Origin of the sequence: Streptomyces sp. NPDC101194, assembly GCF_044767885.1 — a bacterium.
In the GTDB taxonomy this organism is placed as follows: Bacteria; Actinomycetota; Actinomycetes; order Streptomycetales; family Streptomycetaceae; genus Streptomyces.
This window is the reverse complement of sequence record NZ_JBIWOS010000001.1, coordinates 1,161,913-1,182,095: the sequence shown is the minus strand read 5'-3', so window position 1 is coordinate 1,182,095 and position 20,183 is coordinate 1,161,913. Positions and strand designations below refer to the sequence as shown.

The 20,183-nt window shown below is 71.9% G+C and carries 24 protein-coding genes; 4 read left to right on the top strand and 20 right to left on the bottom strand.

From position 1 onward, the window contains the following. Positions 1-3: 3 nt before the first annotated feature. From ACIRP2_RS05200 to hisI, 10 genes are all read right to left on the bottom strand, one after another. On the bottom strand, positions 4-825 hold the full coding sequence (locus ACIRP2_RS05200; RefSeq protein WP_404246670.1) for a DsbA family protein: 822 nt from the start codon (positions 823-825) through the stop codon (positions 4-6). 74 nt (positions 826-899) lie between these two features. Continuing rightward, positions 900-1,712, bottom strand: coding sequence for a tryptophan synthase subunit alpha (gene trpA / locus ACIRP2_RS05195; protein ID WP_351086873.1), 813 nt, complete (start codon positions 1,710-1,712; stop codon positions 900-902). Then, positions 1,709-2,989 (bottom strand): tryptophan synthase subunit beta, encoded by a 1,281-nt coding sequence (trpB, locus tag ACIRP2_RS05190; protein WP_404246668.1) that lies wholly within the window; start codon positions 2,987-2,989, stop codon positions 1,709-1,711. Before trpB ends, trpA begins: the two co-directional genes overlap by 4 nt. A gap of 136 nt (positions 2,990-3,125) precedes the next feature. Further along, positions 3,126-3,344 (bottom strand): tryptophan biosynthesis modulator TrpM, encoded by a 219-nt coding sequence (gene trpM, locus ACIRP2_RS05185; RefSeq protein ID WP_391739966.1) that lies wholly within the window; start codon positions 3,342-3,344, stop codon positions 3,126-3,128. A gap of 8 nt (positions 3,345-3,352) precedes the next feature. After that, positions 3,353-4,162, bottom strand: a complete 810-nt coding sequence (trpC, locus tag ACIRP2_RS05180) for an indole-3-glycerol phosphate synthase TrpC (protein WP_376286126.1) — start codon at positions 4,160-4,162, stop codon at positions 3,353-3,355. A gap of 115 nt (positions 4,163-4,277) precedes the next feature. Continuing rightward, positions 4,278-4,814, bottom strand: a complete 537-nt coding sequence (locus tag ACIRP2_RS05175) for a DUF2752 domain-containing protein (protein ID WP_404246665.1) — start codon at positions 4,812-4,814, stop codon at positions 4,278-4,280. A gap of 87 nt (positions 4,815-4,901) precedes the next feature. After that, positions 4,902-5,150: an HGxxPAAW family protein gene (locus ACIRP2_RS05170; protein WP_361442140.1), complete on the bottom strand. Its 249-nt coding sequence runs from the start codon at positions 5,148-5,150 to the stop codon at positions 4,902-4,904. Between the two features lie 128 nt (positions 5,151-5,278). Then, entirely contained in the window at positions 5,279-5,935 is a 657-nt protein-coding gene (locus ACIRP2_RS05165; RefSeq protein ID WP_404246663.1) for a TIGR02234 family membrane protein, read from the bottom strand. Positions 5,936-5,952: 17 nt separating this feature from the next. Next, positions 5,953-7,452, bottom strand: a complete 1,500-nt coding sequence (locus tag ACIRP2_RS05160) for an anthranilate synthase component I (RefSeq protein ID WP_404246661.1) — start codon at positions 7,450-7,452, stop codon at positions 5,953-5,955. 11 nt (positions 7,453-7,463) lie between these two features. Beyond that, on the bottom strand, positions 7,464-7,847 hold the full coding sequence (gene hisI / locus ACIRP2_RS05155) for a phosphoribosyl-AMP cyclohydrolase (protein WP_342286399.1): 384 nt from the start codon (positions 7,845-7,847) through the stop codon (positions 7,464-7,466). Positions 7,848-7,931: 84 nt separating this feature from the next. Here hisI and ACIRP2_RS05150 point away from each other — a divergent pair, with 84 nt between their 5' ends. Beyond that, positions 7,932-8,564, top strand: a complete 633-nt coding sequence (locus ACIRP2_RS05150; protein WP_351086859.1) for a TIGR03085 family metal-binding protein — start codon at positions 7,932-7,934, stop codon at positions 8,562-8,564. A gap of 16 nt (positions 8,565-8,580) precedes the next feature. Here ACIRP2_RS05150 and ACIRP2_RS05145 read toward each other — a convergent pair whose 3' ends face one another. From ACIRP2_RS05145 to hisD, 10 genes are all read right to left on the bottom strand, one after another. Then, the gene (locus ACIRP2_RS05145; RefSeq protein WP_404246660.1) at positions 8,581-9,825 is read right to left on the bottom strand and encodes an MFS transporter; all 1,245 of its coding nucleotides are present in this window, start codon (positions 9,823-9,825) and stop codon (positions 8,581-8,583) included. A 26-nt stretch (positions 9,826-9,851) separates the two neighbouring features. Next, complete coding sequence (locus ACIRP2_RS05140) at positions 9,852-10,439, bottom strand: ArsR/SmtB family transcription factor (protein WP_404246658.1); 588 nt, start codon at positions 10,437-10,439, stop codon at positions 9,852-9,854. A gap of 174 nt (positions 10,440-10,613) precedes the next feature. After that, complete coding sequence (hisF, locus tag ACIRP2_RS05135) at positions 10,614-11,369, bottom strand: imidazole glycerol phosphate synthase subunit HisF (protein ID WP_404246656.1); 756 nt, start codon at positions 11,367-11,369, stop codon at positions 10,614-10,616. Beyond that, positions 11,366-11,764, bottom strand: a complete 399-nt coding sequence (locus tag ACIRP2_RS05130; RefSeq protein ID WP_376218532.1) for a RidA family protein — start codon at positions 11,762-11,764, stop codon at positions 11,366-11,368. Before ACIRP2_RS05130 ends, hisF begins: the two co-directional genes overlap by 4 nt. Beyond that, positions 11,761-12,486, bottom strand: a complete 726-nt coding sequence (gene priA, locus ACIRP2_RS05125) for a bifunctional 1-(5-phosphoribosyl)-5-((5-phosphoribosylamino)methylideneamino)imidazole-4-carboxamide isomerase/phosphoribosylanthranilate isomerase PriA (RefSeq protein WP_404246653.1) — start codon at positions 12,484-12,486, stop codon at positions 11,761-11,763. The genes ACIRP2_RS05130 and priA overlap by 4 nt, the downstream gene beginning before the upstream one ends. Then, the gene (hisH, locus tag ACIRP2_RS05120; protein WP_404246651.1) at positions 12,486-13,127 is read right to left on the bottom strand and encodes an imidazole glycerol phosphate synthase subunit HisH; all 642 of its coding nucleotides are present in this window, start codon (positions 13,125-13,127) and stop codon (positions 12,486-12,488) included. The genes priA and hisH overlap by 1 nt, the downstream gene beginning before the upstream one ends. 10 nt (positions 13,128-13,137) lie before the next feature. Further along, on the bottom strand, positions 13,138-13,305 hold the full coding sequence (locus tag ACIRP2_RS05115; protein WP_404246649.1) for a hypothetical protein: 168 nt from the start codon (positions 13,303-13,305) through the stop codon (positions 13,138-13,140). Further along, the gene (hisB, locus tag ACIRP2_RS05110; protein ID WP_404246647.1) at positions 13,302-13,904 is read right to left on the bottom strand and encodes an imidazoleglycerol-phosphate dehydratase HisB; all 603 of its coding nucleotides are present in this window, start codon (positions 13,902-13,904) and stop codon (positions 13,302-13,304) included. The genes ACIRP2_RS05115 and hisB overlap by 4 nt, the downstream gene beginning before the upstream one ends. After that, positions 13,901-15,034, bottom strand: a complete 1,134-nt coding sequence (locus ACIRP2_RS05105; RefSeq protein WP_404246645.1) for a histidinol-phosphate transaminase — start codon at positions 15,032-15,034, stop codon at positions 13,901-13,903. The genes hisB and ACIRP2_RS05105 overlap by 4 nt, the downstream gene beginning before the upstream one ends. After that, on the bottom strand, positions 15,031-16,353 hold the full coding sequence (gene hisD, locus ACIRP2_RS05100) for a histidinol dehydrogenase (RefSeq protein WP_404246643.1): 1,323 nt from the start codon (positions 16,351-16,353) through the stop codon (positions 15,031-15,033). The genes ACIRP2_RS05105 and hisD overlap by 4 nt, the downstream gene beginning before the upstream one ends. Positions 16,354-16,503: 150 nt before the next feature. On the opposite strand from hisD, the gene ACIRP2_RS05095 reads away from it, so the two are divergent. The 3 genes from ACIRP2_RS05095 to ACIRP2_RS05085 all read left to right on the top strand — a co-directional run bounded on the left by ACIRP2_RS05095 (position 16,504) and on the right by ACIRP2_RS05085 (position 20,169). Continuing rightward, positions 16,504-18,105: an oxidoreductase gene (locus ACIRP2_RS05095; RefSeq protein ID WP_404246641.1), complete on the top strand. Its 1,602-nt coding sequence runs from the start codon at positions 16,504-16,506 to the stop codon at positions 18,103-18,105. 277 nt (positions 18,106-18,382) lie between these two features. Next, on the top strand, positions 18,383-19,420 hold the full coding sequence (locus ACIRP2_RS05090; RefSeq protein ID WP_404246639.1) for a hypothetical protein: 1,038 nt from the start codon (positions 18,383-18,385) through the stop codon (positions 19,418-19,420). Positions 19,421-19,425: 5 nt separating this feature from the next. Then, on the top strand, positions 19,426-20,169 hold the full coding sequence (locus ACIRP2_RS05085; protein WP_404246637.1) for an LON peptidase substrate-binding domain-containing protein: 744 nt from the start codon (positions 19,426-19,428) through the stop codon (positions 20,167-20,169). Positions 20,170-20,183 lie beyond the last annotated feature (14 nt).

Below are 20,183 nucleotides of genomic sequence, written 5' to 3'. Positions count from 1 at the left end.
CGCTCAGGAGTGCGACGGCGCCGGTGTGACCGCGCCCGGCTTCTTGCCCTTGTTGGCCTCGGCGACCCACTTCTTCAGGTTCGCCGTGGTGATCGGTTCGTCACCCTTCTTCGGGAAGATCGACTCTCCGTTGAGCAGCGCGGCCGGGGTGCCCTGGAATCCGCCTTTCTGGAACGCCGTGTTGGACTTCTGGACCCAGCTGTCGTGCTTGCCGTCGTTCACACAGCTGCGGAAGGCGGGGGTGTCGAGCCCCGGGACCTTCCCGGAGAGCTCGATCAGCTTGGCGTTGTCGCCGAAGGCGTCCTCGGTCTCCGGCGGCTGGTTGCGGTAGAGGACGTCGTGGTAGGCGGTGAACTTGCCGGCGCTCTGTGCGCAGGCCGCCGCGTTGGCCGCCCGGAGCGAGCCGCTGCCGCCGAGATTGCCGTCGATGAGCGTGGCGAGGTGGTACTCGACCTTGACCTGTCCACTGCTCTCCAGCTCACGGGCGGTGTCCCGGAACGCGTTCTCGAACTGGGCGCAGACCGGGCAGCGGAAGTCCTCCCAGATGGTGAGCGTGGACGGGGCGCTGTCCGAGCCGACCTGGATGGCCAGACTGTCCTTGCCGGTCGCACCGGACGGCGCGACGACGGGGCCCGCCGTGCTGCTCTTTTTGCCGCCCGTGTTCGCGGCGATCACGCCGACGACGGCGGCCAGCGCCAGCACACCCACCACGGCGCCGCCGACGATCAGCCCACGCCTGCGGCGCTCGTGCGCCTTCTCGCGCTCACGCTGCTGGACGAGCCGGTCTCGCGCGGCCCTTTTTCCCTGTTCGTTCTTCTCGCTCACACCCGCAGCAACGAACCGGGGAGGCACGCGCGTGCCTCCCCGGTCCAGGTCCACCCGTTTGGATTACACCCGATTCAGCGCTTTCGAACGCCTTCGGCGAGTTCGCCCGCCAGGGAGCGGACGGCGGCCAGGCCGCTCTCCTCGTCGGGAGCGTCCAGCATGCTCTTGACGAAGGCGGAGCCGACGATCACCCCGTCGGCGAAACCGGCGACCTCGGCGGCCTGCCGGGCATTGGAGACGCCGAGGCCGACGCAGACCGGCAGGGACGTGGTGGCCCGGGTGCGCCCGACCAGCTCCTGTGCCTGCTCGCCGACCGACTCACGGGTGCCGGTGACCCCCATCAACGAGGCCGCGTAGACGAAGCCGGAGCCGGCCGCGGTGATGGTGGCGAGGCGCTCGTCCCTGCTGCTCGGCGCGACGACGAAGACGGTCGCGAGACCGTGCTTGTCGGCGTGCTCGCGCCACAGCTCGGACTCCTGGACCGGCAGGTCGGGCAGGATGCATCCGGCGCCACCCGCCTCGGCGAGCTCGGCGGTGAAACGCTCGACGCCGTACCGGTCGATCGGGTTCCAGTACGTCATGACGAGGATCGGGACGCCGGTCGCCTCGTACGCCTCGCGGACCGTGCGCATCACGTCGGCGATCTTCACGCCGCCCCGCAGGGCGATGTCGTCGGCGGTCTGGATGACCGGTCCGTCGAGCACCGGGTCGCTGTGCGGCAGCCCCACCTCGACGACGTCCGCACCTCCCGCCACGACCGCCTTCACGGCGGCGATCGCGCCGTCGACGGTCGGGAAGCCGGCCGGCAGGTACGCGATGAGCGCGGCCCTGTTCTCCGCCTTGGCCCGCGCGAGGGAGGAACTCAACAGCTCCACATTGCCGCTCACTTGGTGACCTCCTCTTCCCCGTCGGCCACATCGGCCTCGACGGCCCCGTCGGCCCCGTCGTACAGCCCGAAGTAGCGGGCCGCCGTGTCCATGTCCTTGTCGCCGCGGCCGGACAGATTGACCACGAGCAGTCCGTCCTTGCCGAGCTCCTTCCCGACCTCCAGGGCCCCGGCCAGCGCGTGGGCGCTCTCGATGGCCGGGATGATCCCCTCGGTACGGGAGAGGAGGCGCAGCGACTGCATCGCGGCGTCGTCGGTGACCGCCCGGTACTCCCCGCGGCCGATGTCCTTGAGGTACGCGTGCTCCGGGCCGATGCCCGGGTAGTCGAGACCGGCCGAGATGGAGTACGGCTCGGTGATCTGGCCCTCGTCGTCCTGGAGGACGTAGCTGCGCGAGCCGTGCAGGATGCCGGGCTCGCCCGCCGTCAGGGTGGCCGCGTGCTCGCCGGTCTCCACCCCGTGCCCGGCGGGCTCGCAGCCGATCAGCCGGACATGGGCGTCCGGGATGAAGGCGTGGAAGAGCCCGATGGCGTTGGAGCCCCCGCCGACACAGGCGATGGCGGCGTCGGGCAGCCGGCCGGTCCGCTCCAGGATCTGGCGGCGGGCCTCGACGCCGATGACGCGGTGGAAGTCGCGGACCATGGCGGGGAAGGGGTGCGGTCCCGCGACGGTGCCGAAGAGGTAGTGCGTGCGGTCCACATTGGCGACCCAGTCGCGGAACGCCTCGTTGATGGCGTCCTTCAGGGTCCTGGAGCCGGACTTCACGGCGATGACCTCGGCACCGAGCATCCGCATCCGCGCCACGTTCAGCGCCTGGCGCTCGGTGTCGATCTCACCCATGTAGATGGTGCATTCGAGGCCGAAGAGCGCACAGGCGGTCGCGGTGGCGACACCGTGCTGCCCGGCACCGGTCTCGGCGATGACCCGGGTCTTGCCCATGCGCCTGGTGAGCAGCGCCTGACCCAGCACGTTGTTGATCTTGTGCGAGCCGGTGTGGTTCAGGTCCTCGCGCTTGAGGAAGATCCGGGCGCCGCCCGCGTGCTCGGCGAAGCGCGGGACCTCGGTCAGCGCGCTGGGGCGGCCGGTGTAGTTGATCATGAGCTCGTTGAGCTCGGCGGCGAAGGCCGGGTCGGCCTTCGCCTTGTCGTACTCGACGGCGACCTCGTCCACGGCGGCGACGAGCGCCTCCGGGATGAACTTGCCGCCGAACGCGCCGAAGTAGCCTTCGGCGCTGGGGATCAGACCCTCCGGGTCCGGGATGAAGAAGTCAGATGACATCCGACGTGCTCCTCGACATCGCAATGGGTGGGTTCACCGTATGCGCCGTGAGCGGAGCGCCACCGCGACCGGAAACGGTCGGGCGGTGCGGTCGTACGTACGACAGGAGTGGTGCGGGTACGTCGGCCGGGGCTCGCTACAGCGCGGACCCCGTGCGCCATCGCATGCCGTTGACCTGGCCGGGCTCGTCGCCGATCACGTACCGCACGCGTCGGCCGTGCACCCGGCGCGCGGGGGCGCGGCAGCCGCGTGGGCGGCAGCCGCGCGCCAGCGGCGCGTGCGGGTCCCGGGCAGCCGTCACCACGGCCAGGCGCGGGCGCGGCCGGGTGCGGAGCACGGGACGATCGGCGGACATGGTGCGGGTCAGCCCCGTCCGTGGCGGAGCGCCGGGTGGGCGCCCGCGGCGACCAGGTCGGCGACGGCGGCCCTCGGGTCGCGGCCGGTGACCAGGGACTCGCCCACGAGCACCGCGTCGGCGCCCGCGTTGGCGTACGCGATCAGGTCGTGCGGACCGCGGACGCCGGACTCGGCGACCTTGACGATGTGGTCGGGGATCTCGGGGGCGACGCGCTCGAAGGTGGAGCGGTCGACCTTGAGGTCCTTCAGATTGCGGGCATTGACGCCGATGACCTTCGCCCCGGCGTCCACGGCGCGCTCCGCCTCCTCCTCGTCGTGCACCTCGACCAGCGGCGTCAGACCGATGGACTCGGCGCGCTCGATCAGGGAGACCAGGGCCTCCTGGTCGAGGGCCGCGACGATCAGCAGGGCGAGGTCGGCACCGTGGGCCCGGGCCTCCCAGAGCTGGTAGGAGGTGACGATGAAGTCCTTGCGCAGGACCGGGATGTCGACCTTGGCGCGGACGGCCTCCAGGTCGGCGAGCGAACCGCCGAAGCGGCGCTCCTCCGTGAGGACCGAGATGACGGACGCGCCGCCCGCCTCGTAGTCCGCGGCGAGCGCGGCCGGGTCGGCGATGGCGGCGAGAGCCCCCTTGGAGGGGCTGGAGCGCTTGACCTCGCAGATGACGGTCACGCCCTCGCCACGCAGGGCGGCGGCTCCGTCCTTGGCCGCGGGAGCGCGCGCCGCGCGCTCCTTCAGCTCGTCGAGGCTGACACGCGCCTGCCGCTCTGCGAGGTCGGCGCGTACGCCGTCGATGATCTCGTCGAGCACACTCACGCGAGCGGCCCCCTTCCGGGACGGTGATGAGGGAACAGGATCAGCCATGTCAATGCTATCCGCAGGAGGGCGAAGGGCCCGAATCCAGTCGGCGAATGTCCCACTACCTGGGCATTCAAGGCGCCAGCGCCGATCCGAACGGCAGATTCCGGACGACCGAGAAGATCAGCAGCACGGCCCCGATCCCCCACCAGACAACGGGTTTCGTGGCGATGCCCATGGGCCTTCCCCGGGCGGCGCGCGCCGTCCAGACCACCCAGAGGACGGCGAAGACCCCGTAGCCGACGACGGCAAGAGCGTTGGAGCCGAGGGCGGCGGCGATGTCGCCGTGAGCGACGGCGTGGGCACTGCGCAGCCCGCCGCATCCGGGGCAGTACAGGCCGGTGAACCGCAGCAGCGGGCAGACCGGGTAGTGGCCGGGCTGATTGGGGTCGACGGCGCCGACGTACCCGAAGGCGCCGACGACCGCGGCCATGACCCCCGCCGGGACGGCGAGCCGCCGGATCCGTGAGGCGGGCACCGGGGCCGGAGGGAAGACGGGCGGGGACGGCCGGCCGGACGTCGGCGGCTGCCCGGACATGGGCGGGGGACCGGAGGCGGGCCCGGGGCCCGGCGCCGACGGCGCTGCGGCTGGGGTAGGCGATGCGTCCACCCGGTGATTGTCCCCGCTGACGCGGAAAGGCGCAGCCCGGCCGGGCTGCGCCTCGCACACGCGGCGGGTGCCGCGTTGCCGCAGACGTCAGGAGATCTGGGCCTGCGCGGCACGTGCCCTGGCACGGGCCATCTCCTCGGACTCCTTCGGCATGCCGAGGCCCGCGGCCTTCATCGCGAGGCCGACCACACCGCCGAGGAGGATGACGGCGATACCGGCCCAGAAGCCGACCAGGTTGGCCGCGACCGTGAAGACGCCCGCGACGCAGAAGCCGATGAAGGAGATGATGACACCGGTCCAGGCGGCCGGGGTGTGTCCGTGGCTGCTGCCCGCCATGAGTTGCTCCTTGTTGGTGATGCGCTGTTGGTATCGCTGTACGCAAAGCTGGTGCCGCTGTTGGTGCCGCTGTGCAGAAAGCTCGGCTTCATTGTCCCGTACGCGCGGGTACGACGTGAGCTGGGGGGTCATGCCTCGCGCGTCGGGTCCTCACCGCGGTCCAGGGCCTTCCACAGGTCCTCGGGCCGGTCCGGGTCCGGGGCGGTGCGGGCGGCCTTGCGGGGGCGGGGGGTGCCGTCCCGTTCGTACCGTCCCGACATGGTGGGCCAGAGCTTCCCGTACCGCAGGGCGAGCAGCCCGGCGAGGAGGATCAGCAGGCCGCCGGCCGCTGTGACGTAGGGCCACGCGGTGTGGCTGAGGGCACCGATGGTCGCCGCGGCGTCGCCGGTGGTCTGGGCGGCCTTCTCGTCGAGCGCCGAGCTGTCGGAGGCGCCGAGACAGGCGCTCAGTCCGGCACCGAGGCCGCTGAGGGCGAGGAGCCCGGCGACGATCAGCCGCCCGCGGCTGCGGACGGCGAAGACGGCGACGAGGGCGGCCAGGCCGACGATGGCCAGGGCCGCCGGGAGACCGGTGACGTCCTGACCGTCGGCGGTCAGCGGCAGGGAGCCGCCGCCGACGGCCGCCCGGCCCTCGGCCCAGGTCTGGCCGGAGGCGAGCAGGACGACGGTGGCACCGGCCGCGCCGAGGAGCAGTCCGGCGGCCAGGCTGCGGCGGCTTCCCGTGGCGTCGGCGGTGGCCGCTCGGGCACGGGGCTGGGGTACGGGAACAGCACTCACATACCCCACTATCCCCTACGGACTCGTCAGCCGTGGAGCCGGTTGGCCGTATGCACCGCGCGGAGCACCGCGGCGGCCTTGTTGCGGCACTCGGTGTCCTCGGCGACCGGGTCGGAGTCGGCGACGACCCCCGCTCCGGCCTGGACGTACGCCGTGCCGTCACGGAGCAGGGCGGTCCGGATCGCGATGGCGGTGTCGGAGTCCCCGGCGAAGTCGAGGTAGCCGACGCAGCCGCCGTACAGTCCGCGGCGGGTCGGTTCGAGCTCCTCGATGATCTGCATCGCACGGGGCTTGGGGGCGCCGGAGAGGGTGCCCGCGGGGAAGCAGGCGGTGAGGACGTCGAAGGCGGTGCGGCCCTCGGCGACCCTGCCGGTGACGGTGGAGACGATGTGCATCACGTGCGAGTACCGCTCGATCGACATGAAGTCGACCACCTCGACGGTGCCGGGTTCGCAGACCCGCCCGAGGTCGTTGCGGCCGAGGTCGACGAGCATCAGGTGCTCGGCGCGTTCCTTCGGGTCGGCGAGGAGTTCGTCGGCGAGGGCCTGGTCCTCCTGCGGGGTGGCGCCGCGGTGCCTGGTCCCGGCGATCGGGTGGACCATCGCACGTCCGTCCTCGACCTTGACGAGGGCTTCCGGGCTGGAGCCCGCGACGTCGAAGCCGTCGAAGCGGAAGAGGTACATGTACGGCGACGGGTTGGTGGCGCGCAGCACCCGGTAGACGTCCAACGCGCTTGCCGTGCAGGGGGTTTCGAAGCGCTGGGAGGGAACGACCTGGAAGGCCTCGCCGGCCCTGATGCGCTCCTTCACGTCCTCGACGGCGCCCTGGTACGCCGTGCCGCCCCACAGCGCGGTGTACGGGGGCAGCTCGGACGGCGGCAGGGCGGCGGGGGCGTTCTCGACCGGGCGCGCGAGGTCCCGCTCCATGGCGTCGAGACGGGCGACGGCGTCCGCGTACGCCTCGTCGACGCCGGTCGCGAGGTCGTTGTGGTTGATCGCGTTGGCGATCAGGAGGACGCTGCCGTCCCAGTGGTCGAGCACGGCGAGGTCCGAGGTGAGGAGCATCGTCAGCTCGGGGAGGTGCAGGTCGTCCTCCGCGCTGTCGCCGATCCTCTCCAGGCGGCGCACGATGTCGTAGCCCAGATAGCCGACCATGCCGCCGGTGAACGGGGGCAACCCGTCGGGGTCCCCGTCCACGACCAGGTCGTGCGGGGTGTGCAGGGTCTCGATGGTGGCGCGCAGGGCCTGCAGCGGGTCACCGTCGACGGGGACCCCGACGGGCGGGGTGCCCAGCCAGTGGGCCTGCCCGTCGCGCGCGGTGAGGGTCGCGGCGCTGCGTACCCCGATGAAGGAGTAGCGCGACCAGCTGCGGCCGTTCTCCGCGGATTCCAGGAGGAAGGTGCCGGTGCGCTCGCCCGCGAGTTTGCGGTAGAGGCCGACCGGGGTGTCGCCGTCCGCGAGGAGCCGGCGGGTGACGGGGATGACGCGCCGTTCGACGGCCAGCTTGCGGAAGGTATCGAGATCCATGGCGGGCGACCCTACTGAGCGAGCGGGAGGACGTCGGCGTCGAAGCAGGTGCGGTCGCCGGTGTGGCAGGCGGCACCCGTCTGGTCGACCCTGACGAGGACGGTGTCGGCGTCGCAGTCGAGGGCGACGGACTTGACCTGCTGGACGTGGCCCGAGGTGTCGCCCTTGACCCAGTACTCCTGACGGCTGCGGGACCAGTAGGTGCAGCGGCCGGTGGTGAGCGTGCGGTGCAGCGCCTCGTCGTCCATCCAGCCGAGCATCAGCACCTCGCCGGTGTCGTACTGCTGGGCGATGGCCGGAACGAGCCCGTCGGCGCCGCGCTTGAGGCGGGCGGCGATGGCCGGATCGAGGTTGCCGGACGGCGGCGGGGTGCTGGGCGTGGGCGCGCTGGTCATGCGCCCATTGTGCCGTGGTCGCGGGAGCGGTTCCGTACGGCGTCCACTGGGCGGACCGCGTGCGACGGTCGTACGCTGGCGAGCATGTCGACCCATGCGAAGCGCGAACGACTTCTGCTCGCCGACCTGTTGGAGGCGGCGGGACCGGAGGCCCCGACTCTGTGCCGGGGCTGGACGACCAGGGACCTCGCCGCCCATGTGGTGGTCCGCGAGCGCCGGCCGGACGCGGCGGGAGGCGCGCTGCTGGGCGTGCTGAAGAACCGCCTCGAACGGGTGCAGGCGGAGTACACGGCGAAGCCGTACGAGGAGCTGATCCAGCTGATCCGTACCGGTCCGCCGCGGATGTCCCCGTTCGGTCTGAAGCAGATCGACGAGGCCGCCAACACCGTCGAGTTCTACGTCCACGCGGAGGATGTGCGCCGGGCCCAGCCGGACTGGTCGCGGCGGGAACTGGACCCGGTCTTCGCCGATGTGCTGTGGTCCCGCGCGGAGAGGACGGCCCGGCTGCTGGGCCGCAAGTCCCCGGTGGGGCTGGTGCTGCGCCGCCCGGACGGCCAGACGGCGGTGGCGCACAAGGGCACCCCGGTCGTGACGGTCACCGGCGAGCCGGGCGAGCTGCTGCTCTTCGTGTTCGGCCGGCAGGACGCGGCGACGGTGGGGCTGGAGGGCGACACGGAGGCGGTGGCCCGACTGCACACGGCCGAGCTGGGCATGTGACGCGTACGGGGACGGTTCAGCCCGGGAGTTCCGCGCGGCGCAACCGGGTGGAGGTCAGCGCGGACACCGCCCCCGCCGCGCACACCGCGGCGCTGGCGACGAAGACCGGGCCGGTGCCCCAGAGCGCGACGGCCGCTCCGGTGACCGGGTAGCTGAGCGGGGCGATCGCGTGGGTGAAGAGCGTCGAGACCGAGGTGACCCGGCCGAGGTAGGCGGGTTCGGTGACGGTCTGGATCAGTGCGCCGCACAGGGAGCCGCCGAGCCCGGCGAAGAGCCCGATGCACAGGGCCGCGGCGACGGCGAGCGCCACCGAGGGCAGGTATGCCAGGGCACCGACGGCCGCCGCACCGGTCAGAATCATCAGGCACATCACCAGACCGGCGCGCGGCACCCGGCCGCGTACGGCGAGCAGCAGCGCCGACGCGCCCGCGCCGATCCCGAACGCGGCGATGATCCAGCCCATGCCGGAGGCGCCCCAGGCGCGTTCCTTGGCGAGCAGGATCAGGCCGAGGTTGAGCGGTCCGGCGTAGCCCAGCTCGGTGACGGCGACGACCAGCATCAGCGGTCCGAGCAGCGGGTGGCGGCGGATGTGGCGCAGCCCGTCGGCCAGGTCGTGCCAGGCGGTGCCGGAGCGTTCGGCGCTCTCCTGGTCGGGCAGCGGGCGGATCCGCAGCGACAGCAGCAGCGGCAGCGACACGGCGAAGAGCACCCCGGCCGCGGCGAAGGCGAGCGCAGGCCCGCCGAGGGCCACCGCGAGGCCGCCGAGCGGGGCGCCGACGACATTGGCGGTACGGGTGGCCAGTCCGCGCATTCCCTGGACCCGGGCCAGCTCTCCGGCCTCGGTGATCCGGGGCGGCAGTGCGCCGACGGCGGGCAGGAAGAGGGCGTCGACGACGCCGAAGACGAGCGCGACGGCGATCAGCATCCACAGCGCGGGCGAGGTGAGCAGCAGTGCACCGGCCAGGCCGAGGACGACCAGGCAGCGGGCGGCGTCGCTGCCGATGACGACGCGGCGCGGCCCGATCCGGTCGGCGAGCACTCCCCCGCCGAGCATCAGGACGGCCCTGGGTATGGAGCCCACGGCTAGGACGAGTCCGGTCTGGGTGGGGCTGCCGGAGCGGGCGGCGGCCCAGGCCAGCGCCATGTAGTAGACGCTGTCGCCGATCATCGAAGCGGTGTAGGCACCGAGCCAGCGAAGGACGTTGCCGTCGCGGTGGGCGGGGCGTTCGGGGGCTTGCGCGGTCGTGCCGGTGACGGTCATGAGGTTCGTCCTCCCGGGACGGCGGGTCAGTTGCGGAACGGGAATGCGTACACGTGCATGGCGACGTTCTCGCGGCCTTCCGTGTCCCCCGCCTCGTCGCGGGCACGGCCGAGCGCCTCGTACCGGTCGATCAGTTCGTGCACCTCGCGGCTGAGCGCGGTGAGCTCCTCGGCGGTGAGCCGGGCGAGGTACTCGGAGCTGGAGGCGGCGCCGCGCCACTCCTCCGGCCAGCTCTGGGCCGAGTCGAGGTAGCGGCGGTACAGCTCGCTGCGCTGGTCGAAGGAGAGCCGGCCGAACGCGGCGTGTGCGGCGGCCTTCTCGGGCGCGTCGCTGAAGTCCTCCTCGTGGAAGCTCAGCCCCTTCGAGGCGGGCTGCCACCAGCGCTCCCGGCCGTCCTTGCCCTGCCGCTCGGCCTCCACGATCAGACCGTGGTCGGCGAGCTTGCGCAGGTGGTAGCTGACCAGCGAGACCGCCTCGTCGACCTGCTCCGCGAGCTGGGAGGCGGTGGCCGTGCGGGAGATGTAGAGCAGCCGGTACAGCTTCATCCGCAGGGGGTGTCCGAACGCCTTGAGGGTCTCCAGATCCGAGATCCGGCGCGATTCATTGCTTGTCATGCCCTCACCGTAGATAGAAAAGAAAACTTGCGCAATCTTTATTGCGAAATAAAAGCTGCGGGATTCGGGTGGCGGTGCGGCCACGATCGGAGAGAGACGGCAGCCCTCAGAACGTCGAACGCCGGACGGGGCCGAAAAATCGGCTCCGTCCGGCGATCGATGCGTACGCGCGGGTCAGCGGACCGGGTGTCCGGCCTCCCTGAGAGCGCCCTTGACCTCGGAGATCCGCAGATCACCGAAGTGGAAGACGGACGCGGCGAGTACCGCGTCGGCGCCCGCCGCGATGGCCGGCGCGAAGTCCGCGAGCCGACCCGCGCCGCCGGAGGCGATGACGGGGACGGTCACGTGCTCCCGGACCGCCGCGATCATCTCGGTGTCGTAGCCGTCCTTGGTGCCGTCGGCGTCCATGGAGTTGAGCAGGATCTCGCCCGCGCCCAGCTCGGCGGCCCGGTGCGCCCATTCGACGGCGTCGATGCCGGTGCCCCGGCGGCCGCCGTGCGTGGTGACCTCGAAGGTGCCCGACGGCGTGCGCCGGGCGTCCACGGAGAGCACCAGGACCTGGCGGCCGAAGCGCTCGGCGATCTCCCGGATCAGGTCCGGGCGGGCGATGGCCGCGGTGTTGACACCGACCTTGTCCGCACCGGCCCGCAGCAACGTGTCGACGTCGTCGGCGGTCCGGACGCCGCCGCCGACGGTGAGCGGGATGAAGACCTGCTCGGCGGTGCGGCGCACCACGTCGTAGGTGGTCTCCCGGTCACCGCTGGACGCGGTGATGTCGAGGAAGGTCAGCTCGTCGGCGCCCTCGGCGTCGTACAGCTTCGCCATCTCGACGGGATCGCCCGCGTCGCGCAGGTTCTGGAAGTTGACGCCCTTGACGACCCGGCCGTTGTCGACGTCCAGGCACGGAATGACGCGCACCGCGAGGCTCACCGCGCACCTCCCCGGTACGCCTCGACCTCGACCTCGACGACCAGGCTCGGGTCCACCAGACCGGACACGATGATCATCGACGCGGCGGGGCGGACGTCGTCGAAGAGCTCCTTGTGGGCGCGGCCGACCTCGTCCACGTCCCGGGCGTGCGTGACGTACATCCGGGTGCGGACGACGTCCTCACGGCCCAGACCGAGCTGCTTCAGCGCGTCGAAGGCGACCTTGAAGGAGGTGACGGTCTGCTCGTACGGGCCGCCCGCGGAGATCTGCCCGTTCTCCACCGACGTGCAGCCGGCCACCAGGACGAGGCCGTTCGGCAGCTCGACCGCGCGGGAGTAGCCGAACCTCTCCTCCCAGGGGGCACCGGAGGAGATGCGGTTGACGGAGTCGCTCATCCGGAGACCACCTGCAGCGCCTCTTCGAGGGTGAACGCCTTGGCGTACAGCGCCTTGCCGACGATCGCGCCCTCGACGCCGTCCGGGACGAGCGAGGAGATGGCCCGCAGGTCGTCCAGCGAGGAGACGCCGCCGGAGGCGACGACGGGCTTGTCGGTGGCGGCGCAGACGTTCTTCAGGAGTTCCAGGTTGGGTCCCTGGAGCGTGCCGTCCTTGGCGATGTCGGTGACGACGTAGCGGGCGCAGCCCTCGGAGTCGAGGCGGGCGAGTGTCTCGTAGAGGTCGCCGCCGTCGCGGGTCCAGCCGCGGCCGCGCAGCGTCGTGCCGCGGACGTCGAGGCCGACGGCGATCTTGTCACCGTGCTCGGCGATGACCTTGGCGACCCACTCCGGCGTCTCCAGGGCGGCGGTGCCGAGGTTGACCCGGCGGCAGCCGGTGGCGAGGGCGGCGGCGAGCGAGGCGTCGTCGCGGATGCCGCCGGAGAGCTCGACCTTGATGTCCATGGCGCCGGCCACCTCGGCGATCAGCGCCCGGTTGTCCCCGGTGCCGAAGGCGGCGTCCAGGTCGACGAGGTGCAGCCACTCGGCCCCGGCGCTCTGCCAGGCGAGGGCGGCCTCCAGCGGGGAACCGTAGGAGGTCTCGGAGCCGGACTCGCCATGGACGAGGCGGACGGCCTGCCCGTCGCGGACGTCGACGGCGGGGAGCAGTTCAAGCTTCGGCATTACAGCGTCTCGATCCAGTTGGTCAGCAGCTGGGCGCCGGCATCGCCGGACTTCTCGGGGTGGAACTGGGTGGCCCACAGGGCGCCGTTCTCCACGGCGGCGACGAACGGCTCGCCGTGGGTGGCCCAGGTGACCCGGGGCGCGCGGATCTTGGCGTTGGTGACCTCCAGGCTCCATTCGTGCACGGCGTAGGAGTGCACGAAGTAGAACCGGGCCTCGGGGTCGAGACCCGCGAAGAGCTGGGAGTCCTCGGGGGACCGCACGGTGTTCCAGCCCATGTGCGGGACGATCGGGGCCTTCAGCGGGGCGACGGTGCCGGGCCATTCGTCCAGCCCCTCCGTCTCCACGCCGTGCTCGATGCCGCGCTCGAAGAGGATCTGCATACCGACGCAGATGCCCATGACGGGGCGGCCGCCGGAGAGCCTGCGGCCGATGATCCATTCGCCGCGGGCCTTCTTCAGCCCGTCCATGCAGGCGGAGAACGCGCCGACGCCGGGCACCAGCAGCCCGTCGGCGTTCATCGCCTTCTCGTAGTCGCGGGTGATCTCGACGTCCGCGCCGACGTGGGCGAGGGCCCGCTCGGCGGAGCGGACGTTGCCGAAGCCGTAGTCGAAGACGACGACCTTCTTGTTGTCGCTCACAGCTCGTTCCTCAGTCCCAGAGTCCCTGGATCCGCAGAATGCCTGCCACCAGGCACATCACGGAGGCGATGGAGAGCAGGACGACGACGCCCTTGGGCATGCCCTGCTTCGCGAAGGAGTAGACGCCGCCGGCCAGGAAGAGGCCGAGGACGATCAGGATGGTGTTGAGGCCGGTCACAGCGCGCCCTTCGTGGAGGGGAGTATCCCGGCGGCGCGCGGATCGTGCTCGCTGGCGTAACGCAGGGCGCGGGCGAGCGCCTTGAACTGGCACTCCACGATGTGGTGGGCGTTGCGCCCGTACGGCACGTGGACGTGCAGGGCGATCTGGGCCTGGGCGACGAAGGACTCCAGGATGTGCCGGGTCATCGTCGTGTCGTACGCGCCGATCATGGGCGCCATGTTCTCGGGCTCGGTGTGCACCAGGTACGGGCGGCCGGAGAGGTCGACGGTGACCTGGGCGAGCGACTCGTCCAGCGGGACGGTGCAGTTGCCGAAGCGGTAGATGCCGACCTTGTCGCCGAGGGCCTGCTTGAACGCGGCTCCGAGCGCGAGGGCGGAGTCCTCGATGGTGTGGTGCGAGTCGATGTGCAGGTCGCCGTCGGTCTTGACCGTGAGGTCGAAGAGGCCGTGCCGGCCGAGCTGGTCGAGCATGTGGTCGTAAAAACCGACCCCGGTCGACACATCCACCTTGCCGGTGCCGTCGAGATCGATCTCGACGAGCACCGAGGTTTCCTTGGTGGTGCGTTCGACTCTTCCTACGCGGGCCGCGCGAGTCATGCGTCGTGCTCCTTCTTGAGTTCGCGTACCGCATCGAGGAACGCGTCGTTCTCTGCCGGGGTGCCCGCGGAGACCCGCAGCCATCCCGGTACGCCGTTGTCCCGGACCAGAACGCCCCGGTCGAGGATCCGCCGCCAGGCGACGTGGCTGTCGGCGAAGCGGCCGAACTGGACGAAGTTGGCGTCCGAGTCGGTGACGTCGTAGCCGAGCGCGCGCAGCTCCGCGACGATCCGGTCGCGCTCGCTCTTCAGCTGGGCGACGTATCCGAGCAGCGTATCGGTGTGCTCCAGGGCGGCGAGCGCGGTGGCCTGGGTGACCGAGGACAGGTGGTACGGCAGCCGCACCAGCTGGACCGCGTCGACGACGGCCGGGTCGGCGGCGAGGTAGCCGAGGCGCAGTCCGGCGGCGCCGAACGCCTTCGACATGGTCCGCGAGAGCACCAGGGTCGGCCGGCCCTCGATCAGCGGGAGCAGCGAGGCGTGGTGGCTGAACTCGCCGTACGCCTCGTCGACGACGACCATCGACGGCCCGGCCGCCTGGGCCGCGTCGTACAGCGCGAGAACGGTCTCGGCGTCCACGGCGGTGCCGGTGGGGTTGTTGGGCGAGGTGATGAAGACGACATCGGGCCGGTGCTCGGCGATGACCTTCCGGGCCGCGTCGACGTCGATGGTGAAGTCCTCGTTGCGCGGTCCGGAGATCCAGCCGGTGCCGGTGCCCCGGGCGATGAGGGCGTGCATGGAGTACGAGGGCTCGAAGCCGATCGCGGTGCGGCCGGGGCCGCCGAAGGTCTGCAGCAGCTGCTGGAGCACCTCGTTGGAGCCGTTGGCCGCCCAGACATTGGCGAGGGCGACCTCGTACCCGGCGGTGCGGCTGAGGTAGCGGGCCAGTTCCGTGCGGAGCTCGACGGCGTCCCGGTCGGGGTAGCGGTTGAGGTCGCGGGCGGCCTCGCGGACGCGCTCGGCGATCCGCTCGACGAGCGCCTCGGGCAGCGGGTACGGGTTCTCGTTGGTGTTCAGACGCACGGGTACGTCGAGCTGCGGCGCCCCGTACGGGGACTTGCCGCGCAGCTCGTCGCGGATCGGGAGATCGTCGATGCGTGTGGTCGTGCGAGGGGTGTTGCTGTGCGTCACTGCTGTGGAACCTCTCCGCCGAACCTGGCCTTGAGCGCGGCGCCGTGGGCGGGGAGGTCCTCCGCCTCGGCGAGGGTCACGACATGGTGGGTGACCTCGGCGAGCGCGTCACGCGTGTAGTCGACGATGTGGATGCCGCGCAGGAAGGACTGCACCGACAGGCCCGAGGAGTGGCAGGCACAGCCGCCGGTGGGCAGGACGTGGTTGGAGCCGGCGCAGTAGTCGCCGAGCGAGACGGGGGACCAGGGGCCGACGAAGACCGCCCCGGCGTTGCGGACCCGGTCGGCAAGCGCGGCGGCGTCGGCGGTCTGGATCTCCAGGTGCTCGGCGGCATACGCGTCGACGACCTTGAGGCCGTCCTCCAGGTCGTCGACCAGGACGATCGCGGACTGGCGGCCGGCCAGTGCGGGCTCGATCCGGTCGGTGACGTGCTTGGTCGCGGCGACCTGGGGCTTCAGTTCGGCCTCGGTGGCGGCGGCCAGATCCTCGGAGTCGGTGACCAGGACGGCGGCGGCCATCGGGTCGTGCTCGGCCTGGCTGATCAGGTCGGCGGCGACGTGCACCGGGTCGGCGGTGGAGTCGGCGAGGATCGCGATCTCGGTGGGGCCCGCCTCGGCGTCGATGCCGACCCGGCCCTTGAGGAGGCGCTTGGCGGCGGCGACATAGATGTTGCCGGGGCCGGTGACGAGGTTCACCGGAAGACATTCGGCCGTTCCGTACGCGAACATTGCGACGGCCTGGGCGCCACCGGCCGCATACACCTCGTCGACGCCGAGCAGGGCGCACGCGGCGAGGATGGTGGGGTGGGGCAGACCGCCGAAGTCCTTCTGCGGCGGCGAGGACACGGCGATGCCCTCGACGCCCGCCTCCTGGGCCGGCACGACGTTCATGACGACGGACGACGGGTAGACGGAGCGCCCGCCCGGCACGTACAGCCCGACGCGCTCGACCGGCACCCACTTCTCGGTGACGGTGCCGCCGGGGACGACCTGGGTGGTCTGCGTGGTGCGGCGCTGCTCTGCGTGCACGAGGCGGGCGCGGCGGATGGACTCCTCCAGCGCGGCCCGTACGGCGGGATCGAGCCGCTCCAGCGCCTCGGTGATCGCCGCGGCCGGAACGCGGATCGATTCGATCCGTACGCCGTCCAGCCTCTCCCCCCACTCGATCACTGCCGCTGAGCCACGATGGCGTACGTCCTCGCAGATGGGCCGCACCGTCTCCAGGGCGGCTTCCACGTCGAACTCGGCACGGGGCAGCAGGTCGCGCAGGGCTCCACCCTCGGGGAGGGCGTTGCCGCGCAGATCGATTCGAGAGATCACACCGCAATTCTCGCAGACCGCCTCCGGCGTCCGGTCGCCCGTATCACTGGCTGATACATGCCCCGGCGGTCACTCCTGACCAATAGCGTTCACTTCGTCACCCAGAGGGAACACCAGAGGGAAGAACGGCTCCGAGCGGAAGGGGCACCCGTGACCGAACCGCACGACGGCGATTTTCCGGACGGGCTCAGCGCGGCCGAGCTGGGCATGTGGCAGGCCTTCAGGAACGGCAGCACCTACGATCTGCGCACCCGCGACCCGGCGCGGGACGATCCGTTCGCCCCGCGTGTCTGGGGACCGGAACGCAGTGTGGACGGGCGCGTCGTCGCCCGGCTGCTGCTGTCCGGTCCCCCGCCCCGGCCCGGCCGGGTCGCCGCGCTGAAGCTCCGGGGCGTGCGGATCACGGGAACACTGGATCTGGCGGGCGGGCGCGTCGCGCCGTACGTCGAGCTGACCGGCTGCCGCTTCGAGAGCGAGGTGGTGCTGCCCGAATGCCACTTCACGACGTTGCGGATCGTCGGCTGCGCGATGCCGCGGCTGGAGGCGGCGCGGCTGCGCACCGAGGGCGATCTGCATCTGCCGCGCTGCCGTGTCGCTCACGGCATCCGGCTCACCGACGCCCAGATCGGCACCGATCTGCTGATCAACCAGATCGAGATCGGCCCCGACCGCAACGGGCGCGCCCTGGCCGCCGACGGACTGGCGGTCGCGCAGGACCTGCAGGCGGAGCTGGTCGAGGCGCGCGGCGAGCTGAGTCTGCGCGGGGCGAAGGTCGGCGGTTCGCTGAGTCTGCGCGGCAGTCGGCTGCGCGGCAGGGAGGGGCGGCGCGCGCTGAACGCCCCGCAGCTGACGGTGGAGCGCACGCTGTACATGAGCGAGGCGTGGGTGAGCATCGACACCGGGAACCAGGGCACCACTCCCCCGTACGGCATCGTCATGGCCCCGACCCCGGCGCGCGGCACGCGTTCGCAGTTCTTCGAGTGCCGCGGCGGGGTGCGTCTGGACGACGGCCGGTTCGGCGACGCGGTCGATCTGCACAAGGCGCGGTTCGTCCTGGCCCGGCACGAGGAGCTGTCGCTGCGCCGGATCGTCACCCCGGAGCTGCGCTTCAACGCGGAGCGGCCGGAGGAGGGCCGGGTCGTTCTGAACGGCGCGAGGGTCGTCACGCTGATCGACGTGTCGACGAGCTGGCCGGGGCCCGGCGGGCTGGCGATGGGCGGTTTCGTGTACGAGAGCCTCGTCCCGTACGGGCACTTCCCGCTCTCCCGGCGCCTGGAGTGGGTGGCGGCGGCGACCCCGGAGTACGTGCCGGAGCCGTACGAACGCCTCGCGACCGTGCTGCGCAGCTGCGGGGAGGACGCGGACGCCCGCGAGGTGCTGCTGGCCAAGCAGCGACGGCGCCGCGAGACCCTGCCGCCCGCCGCGAAGCTCTGGGGTTTCCTGCAGGACTGGACGGTGGCGTACGGCTACCGGCCGGGGCGGGCCGCGGTGTGGATGGCGGTGCTGTGGGCGGCGGGCACGCTGGCCTTCTCCCGGCACGTGCCGGCGGCGATCAAACAGGATGAGCATCCGGAGTGGAACCCGGCGCTGTACGCCCTCGATCTGCTGGTGCCGGTGATCAACCTCGGCCAGGACGGCTACTGGCGGATGGAGGGCGGCTGGCAGTGGGCGGCGGCGGTGCTCGTCGTGCTGGGCTGGATACTGGCCACGACGGTCGCGGCCGGCGCTTCACGGCTGCTGCGCCGCGGCTGAGCGGTATCCGGCCACGACGGGCCGGAGCGACGTGGACAGGGCGGCCGTCCGGGCGACCGTCGCCCTTCCGCGGGTGCTGTCGCGATGCCCGGGTACCCGGGGTCTCTCGTTCGGATCATGCCGGACCCGTGCGTGGGCAGCCCACGCCGGAGCGTCAAGAACAAGCCAGATTCCGCGCTTTCCTTTACTTTTTATTGACCAAGCCCGGTACAACCCATTCACTCGGCACCAACTCTTCACAGTGCCCCTCTGGCGCCGTCCCGACCAGCGCTTTTCAATGGTCTGCACCATGCATTTCCTTCGCGCTCTGCTCCGTACCGCGCGCACGATCCGGCGCTCCCCCCAGGGGCTCGCCGGGCTGCCGCCGGACGACGCGGTGCTGCTCGACGCCCCCGACGAGCGGCTCTCCCCGGCGCTCGTCGCCGCCGCCCTCGGGGAGTACGAACCGGCCGCGAAACTCCTCGCCACCACCCGGGACGGCGCCGAGTGGGAGAACCGGGACCGCTACCTCGGCCGGCTCGTCACCTTCGCCCGCAGCCGCGACGGCTGGCTGACCGACTGGCTCGCCGCCGCGCCGCACGACCCGGACGCGCTGCTCGTCAAGGCCGAACTGGCGATCCGCCGGGCCTGGGAGTCGCCGGTCCGGGCCGAGCAGCTGCGCGAGCTGGGACCGCTGATCAGCGCGGCGGCCGACGCCGATCCGCGCGACCCGGTGCCCTGGCGGCTCGCGCTCGACCACGCGCGCGGCACCCACGCCACGCACACCGTCTTCGAGGCGCTGTGGGAGCAGGCGATCCAGCGCTCCTCGCACCACTACGGCTGCCATGTCGCGGCCCTGCGGTACCTCTCCGCCGCCTGGTACGGCTCGCACCGCGAGTGCTTCGACTTCGCCGAGCGGGCCGCCGAGGACTCGCTGCCCGGCTCCCTGGTCCAGGCGCTGCCGCTGCGGGCCGCATTCGCCGTGCTGGTCGAGGGACCGGCCGTACGGACCAGCTCGGTGCAGGAGGAACGGATCGACGCCGCGGCGGATCTGGCGATCTCCCTGTCCGCCTCGTTCGCACCGGGCGACCCCTGGCCGGCCGAGGCCCGCAACCTGCTGGCGTTCGTGCTGGTCGCCCGGGGCCGCTGGGAAGAGGCGCTGGAACAGTTCCGGCAGATCGGACCGCATGCGGCCTCGTTCCCGTGGTCGTCGGTCTCCGACGACCCGCTCGGCCGGTTCCTCGACGCGAGGGACGACGCGCGGCGCCGGGCGGCCCGTGTGACGCCCTCGTCGGGCCGGGCCGACCACAGCGGGCCACTCGGCCATTACGCTTGACCGTTGTGACCACCGCTCGCCTGCCTCTGTTCCCGCTGAACGCGGTGCTGTTCCCCGGCCTCGTGCTGCCGCTGAACGTCTTCGAGGAGCGTTATCGCGCCATGATGCGCGAGCTGCTGAAGACCGCCGACGACGAGCCCCGCCGCTTCGCCGTGGTCGCGATCCGCGACGGCCGTGAGACCGCCCCGACGGCCACCGGAATGCCGGCCGCTACGCACACCCGCGCCGAGCGCGGTCCCGCCGACGGCTTCGGCCCGGATCCGGTCCAGACCTTCCACCGGGTCGGCTGCATCGCCGACGCGGCGAAGATCCGGGAACGGCCGGACGGCAGCTTCGAGGTCCTCGCGACCGGCACCACCCGGGTCAAGCTGCTCTCCGTCGAGGCCGGCGGCCCGTATCTGACGGCCGAACTCGAAGAGCTGGACGAGGATCCCGGCGAGGAGGCCGGCGCGCTCGCGGAGGGTGTCCTGCGGGCCTTCCGCGCCTACCAGAAGCGGCTGGCCGGGGCGAGCGAGCGGTCGCTGACGACGGGCGCGGACCTTCCCGACGACCCCTCCGTCGTCTCCTACCTGGTCGCGGCGGCGGCCGTGCTCGACATTCCGTCGAAGCAGCGGCTCCTCCAGGCACCCGACACCGCGACCCGGCTGCGCGAGGAACTGACGCTGCTGCGCTCCGAGACCGCCGTCATCCGGCATCTGCCGTCCCTGCCGGCGGTGGACCTGACCCGTGCCCCGACCCACCCCAACTGACCGACGACCGACCC

What these genes read in the sequence shown, in the direction of transcription:
- ACIRP2_RS05090 (WP_404246639.1), top strand. Translation starts at nt 18,383, where the DNA reads ATGGTCTGCACCATGCATTTCCTTCGCGCTCTGCTCCGTACCGCGCGC.
- ACIRP2_RS05145 (WP_404246660.1), bottom strand. Translation starts at nt 9,825, where the DNA reads ATGACCGTCACCGGCACGACCGCGCAAGCCCCCGAACGCCCCGCCCAC.
- ACIRP2_RS05140 (WP_404246658.1), bottom strand. Translation starts at nt 10,439, where the DNA reads ATGACAAGCAATGAATCGCGCCGGATCTCGGATCTGGAGACCCTCAAG.
- ACIRP2_RS05160 (WP_404246661.1), bottom strand. Translation starts at nt 7,452, where the DNA reads ATGGATCTCGATACCTTCCGCAAGCTGGCCGTCGAACGGCGCGTCATC.
- ACIRP2_RS05170 (WP_361442140.1), bottom strand. Translation starts at nt 5,150, where the DNA reads ATGGCGGGCAGCAGCCACGGACACACCCCGGCCGCCTGGACCGGTGTC.
- trpB (WP_404246668.1), bottom strand. Translation starts at nt 2,989, where the DNA reads ATGTCATCTGACTTCTTCATCCCGGACCCGGAGGGTCTGATCCCCAGC.
- hisB (WP_404246647.1), bottom strand. Translation starts at nt 13,904, where the DNA reads ATGACTCGCGCGGCCCGCGTAGGAAGAGTCGAACGCACCACCAAGGAA.
- hisI (WP_342286399.1), bottom strand. Translation starts at nt 7,847, where the DNA reads ATGACCAGCGCGCCCACGCCCAGCACCCCGCCGCCGTCCGGCAACCTC.
- trpM (WP_391739966.1), bottom strand. Translation starts at nt 3,344, where the DNA reads ATGTCCGCCGATCGTCCCGTGCTCCGCACCCGGCCGCGCCCGCGCCTG.
- ACIRP2_RS05130 (WP_376218532.1), bottom strand. Translation starts at nt 11,764, where the DNA reads ATGAGCGACTCCGTCAACCGCATCTCCTCCGGTGCCCCCTGGGAGGAG.
- priA (WP_404246653.1), bottom strand. Translation starts at nt 12,486, where the DNA reads ATGCCGAAGCTTGAACTGCTCCCCGCCGTCGACGTCCGCGACGGGCAG.
- ACIRP2_RS05150 (WP_351086859.1), top strand. Translation starts at nt 7,932, where the DNA reads ATGTCGACCCATGCGAAGCGCGAACGACTTCTGCTCGCCGACCTGTTG.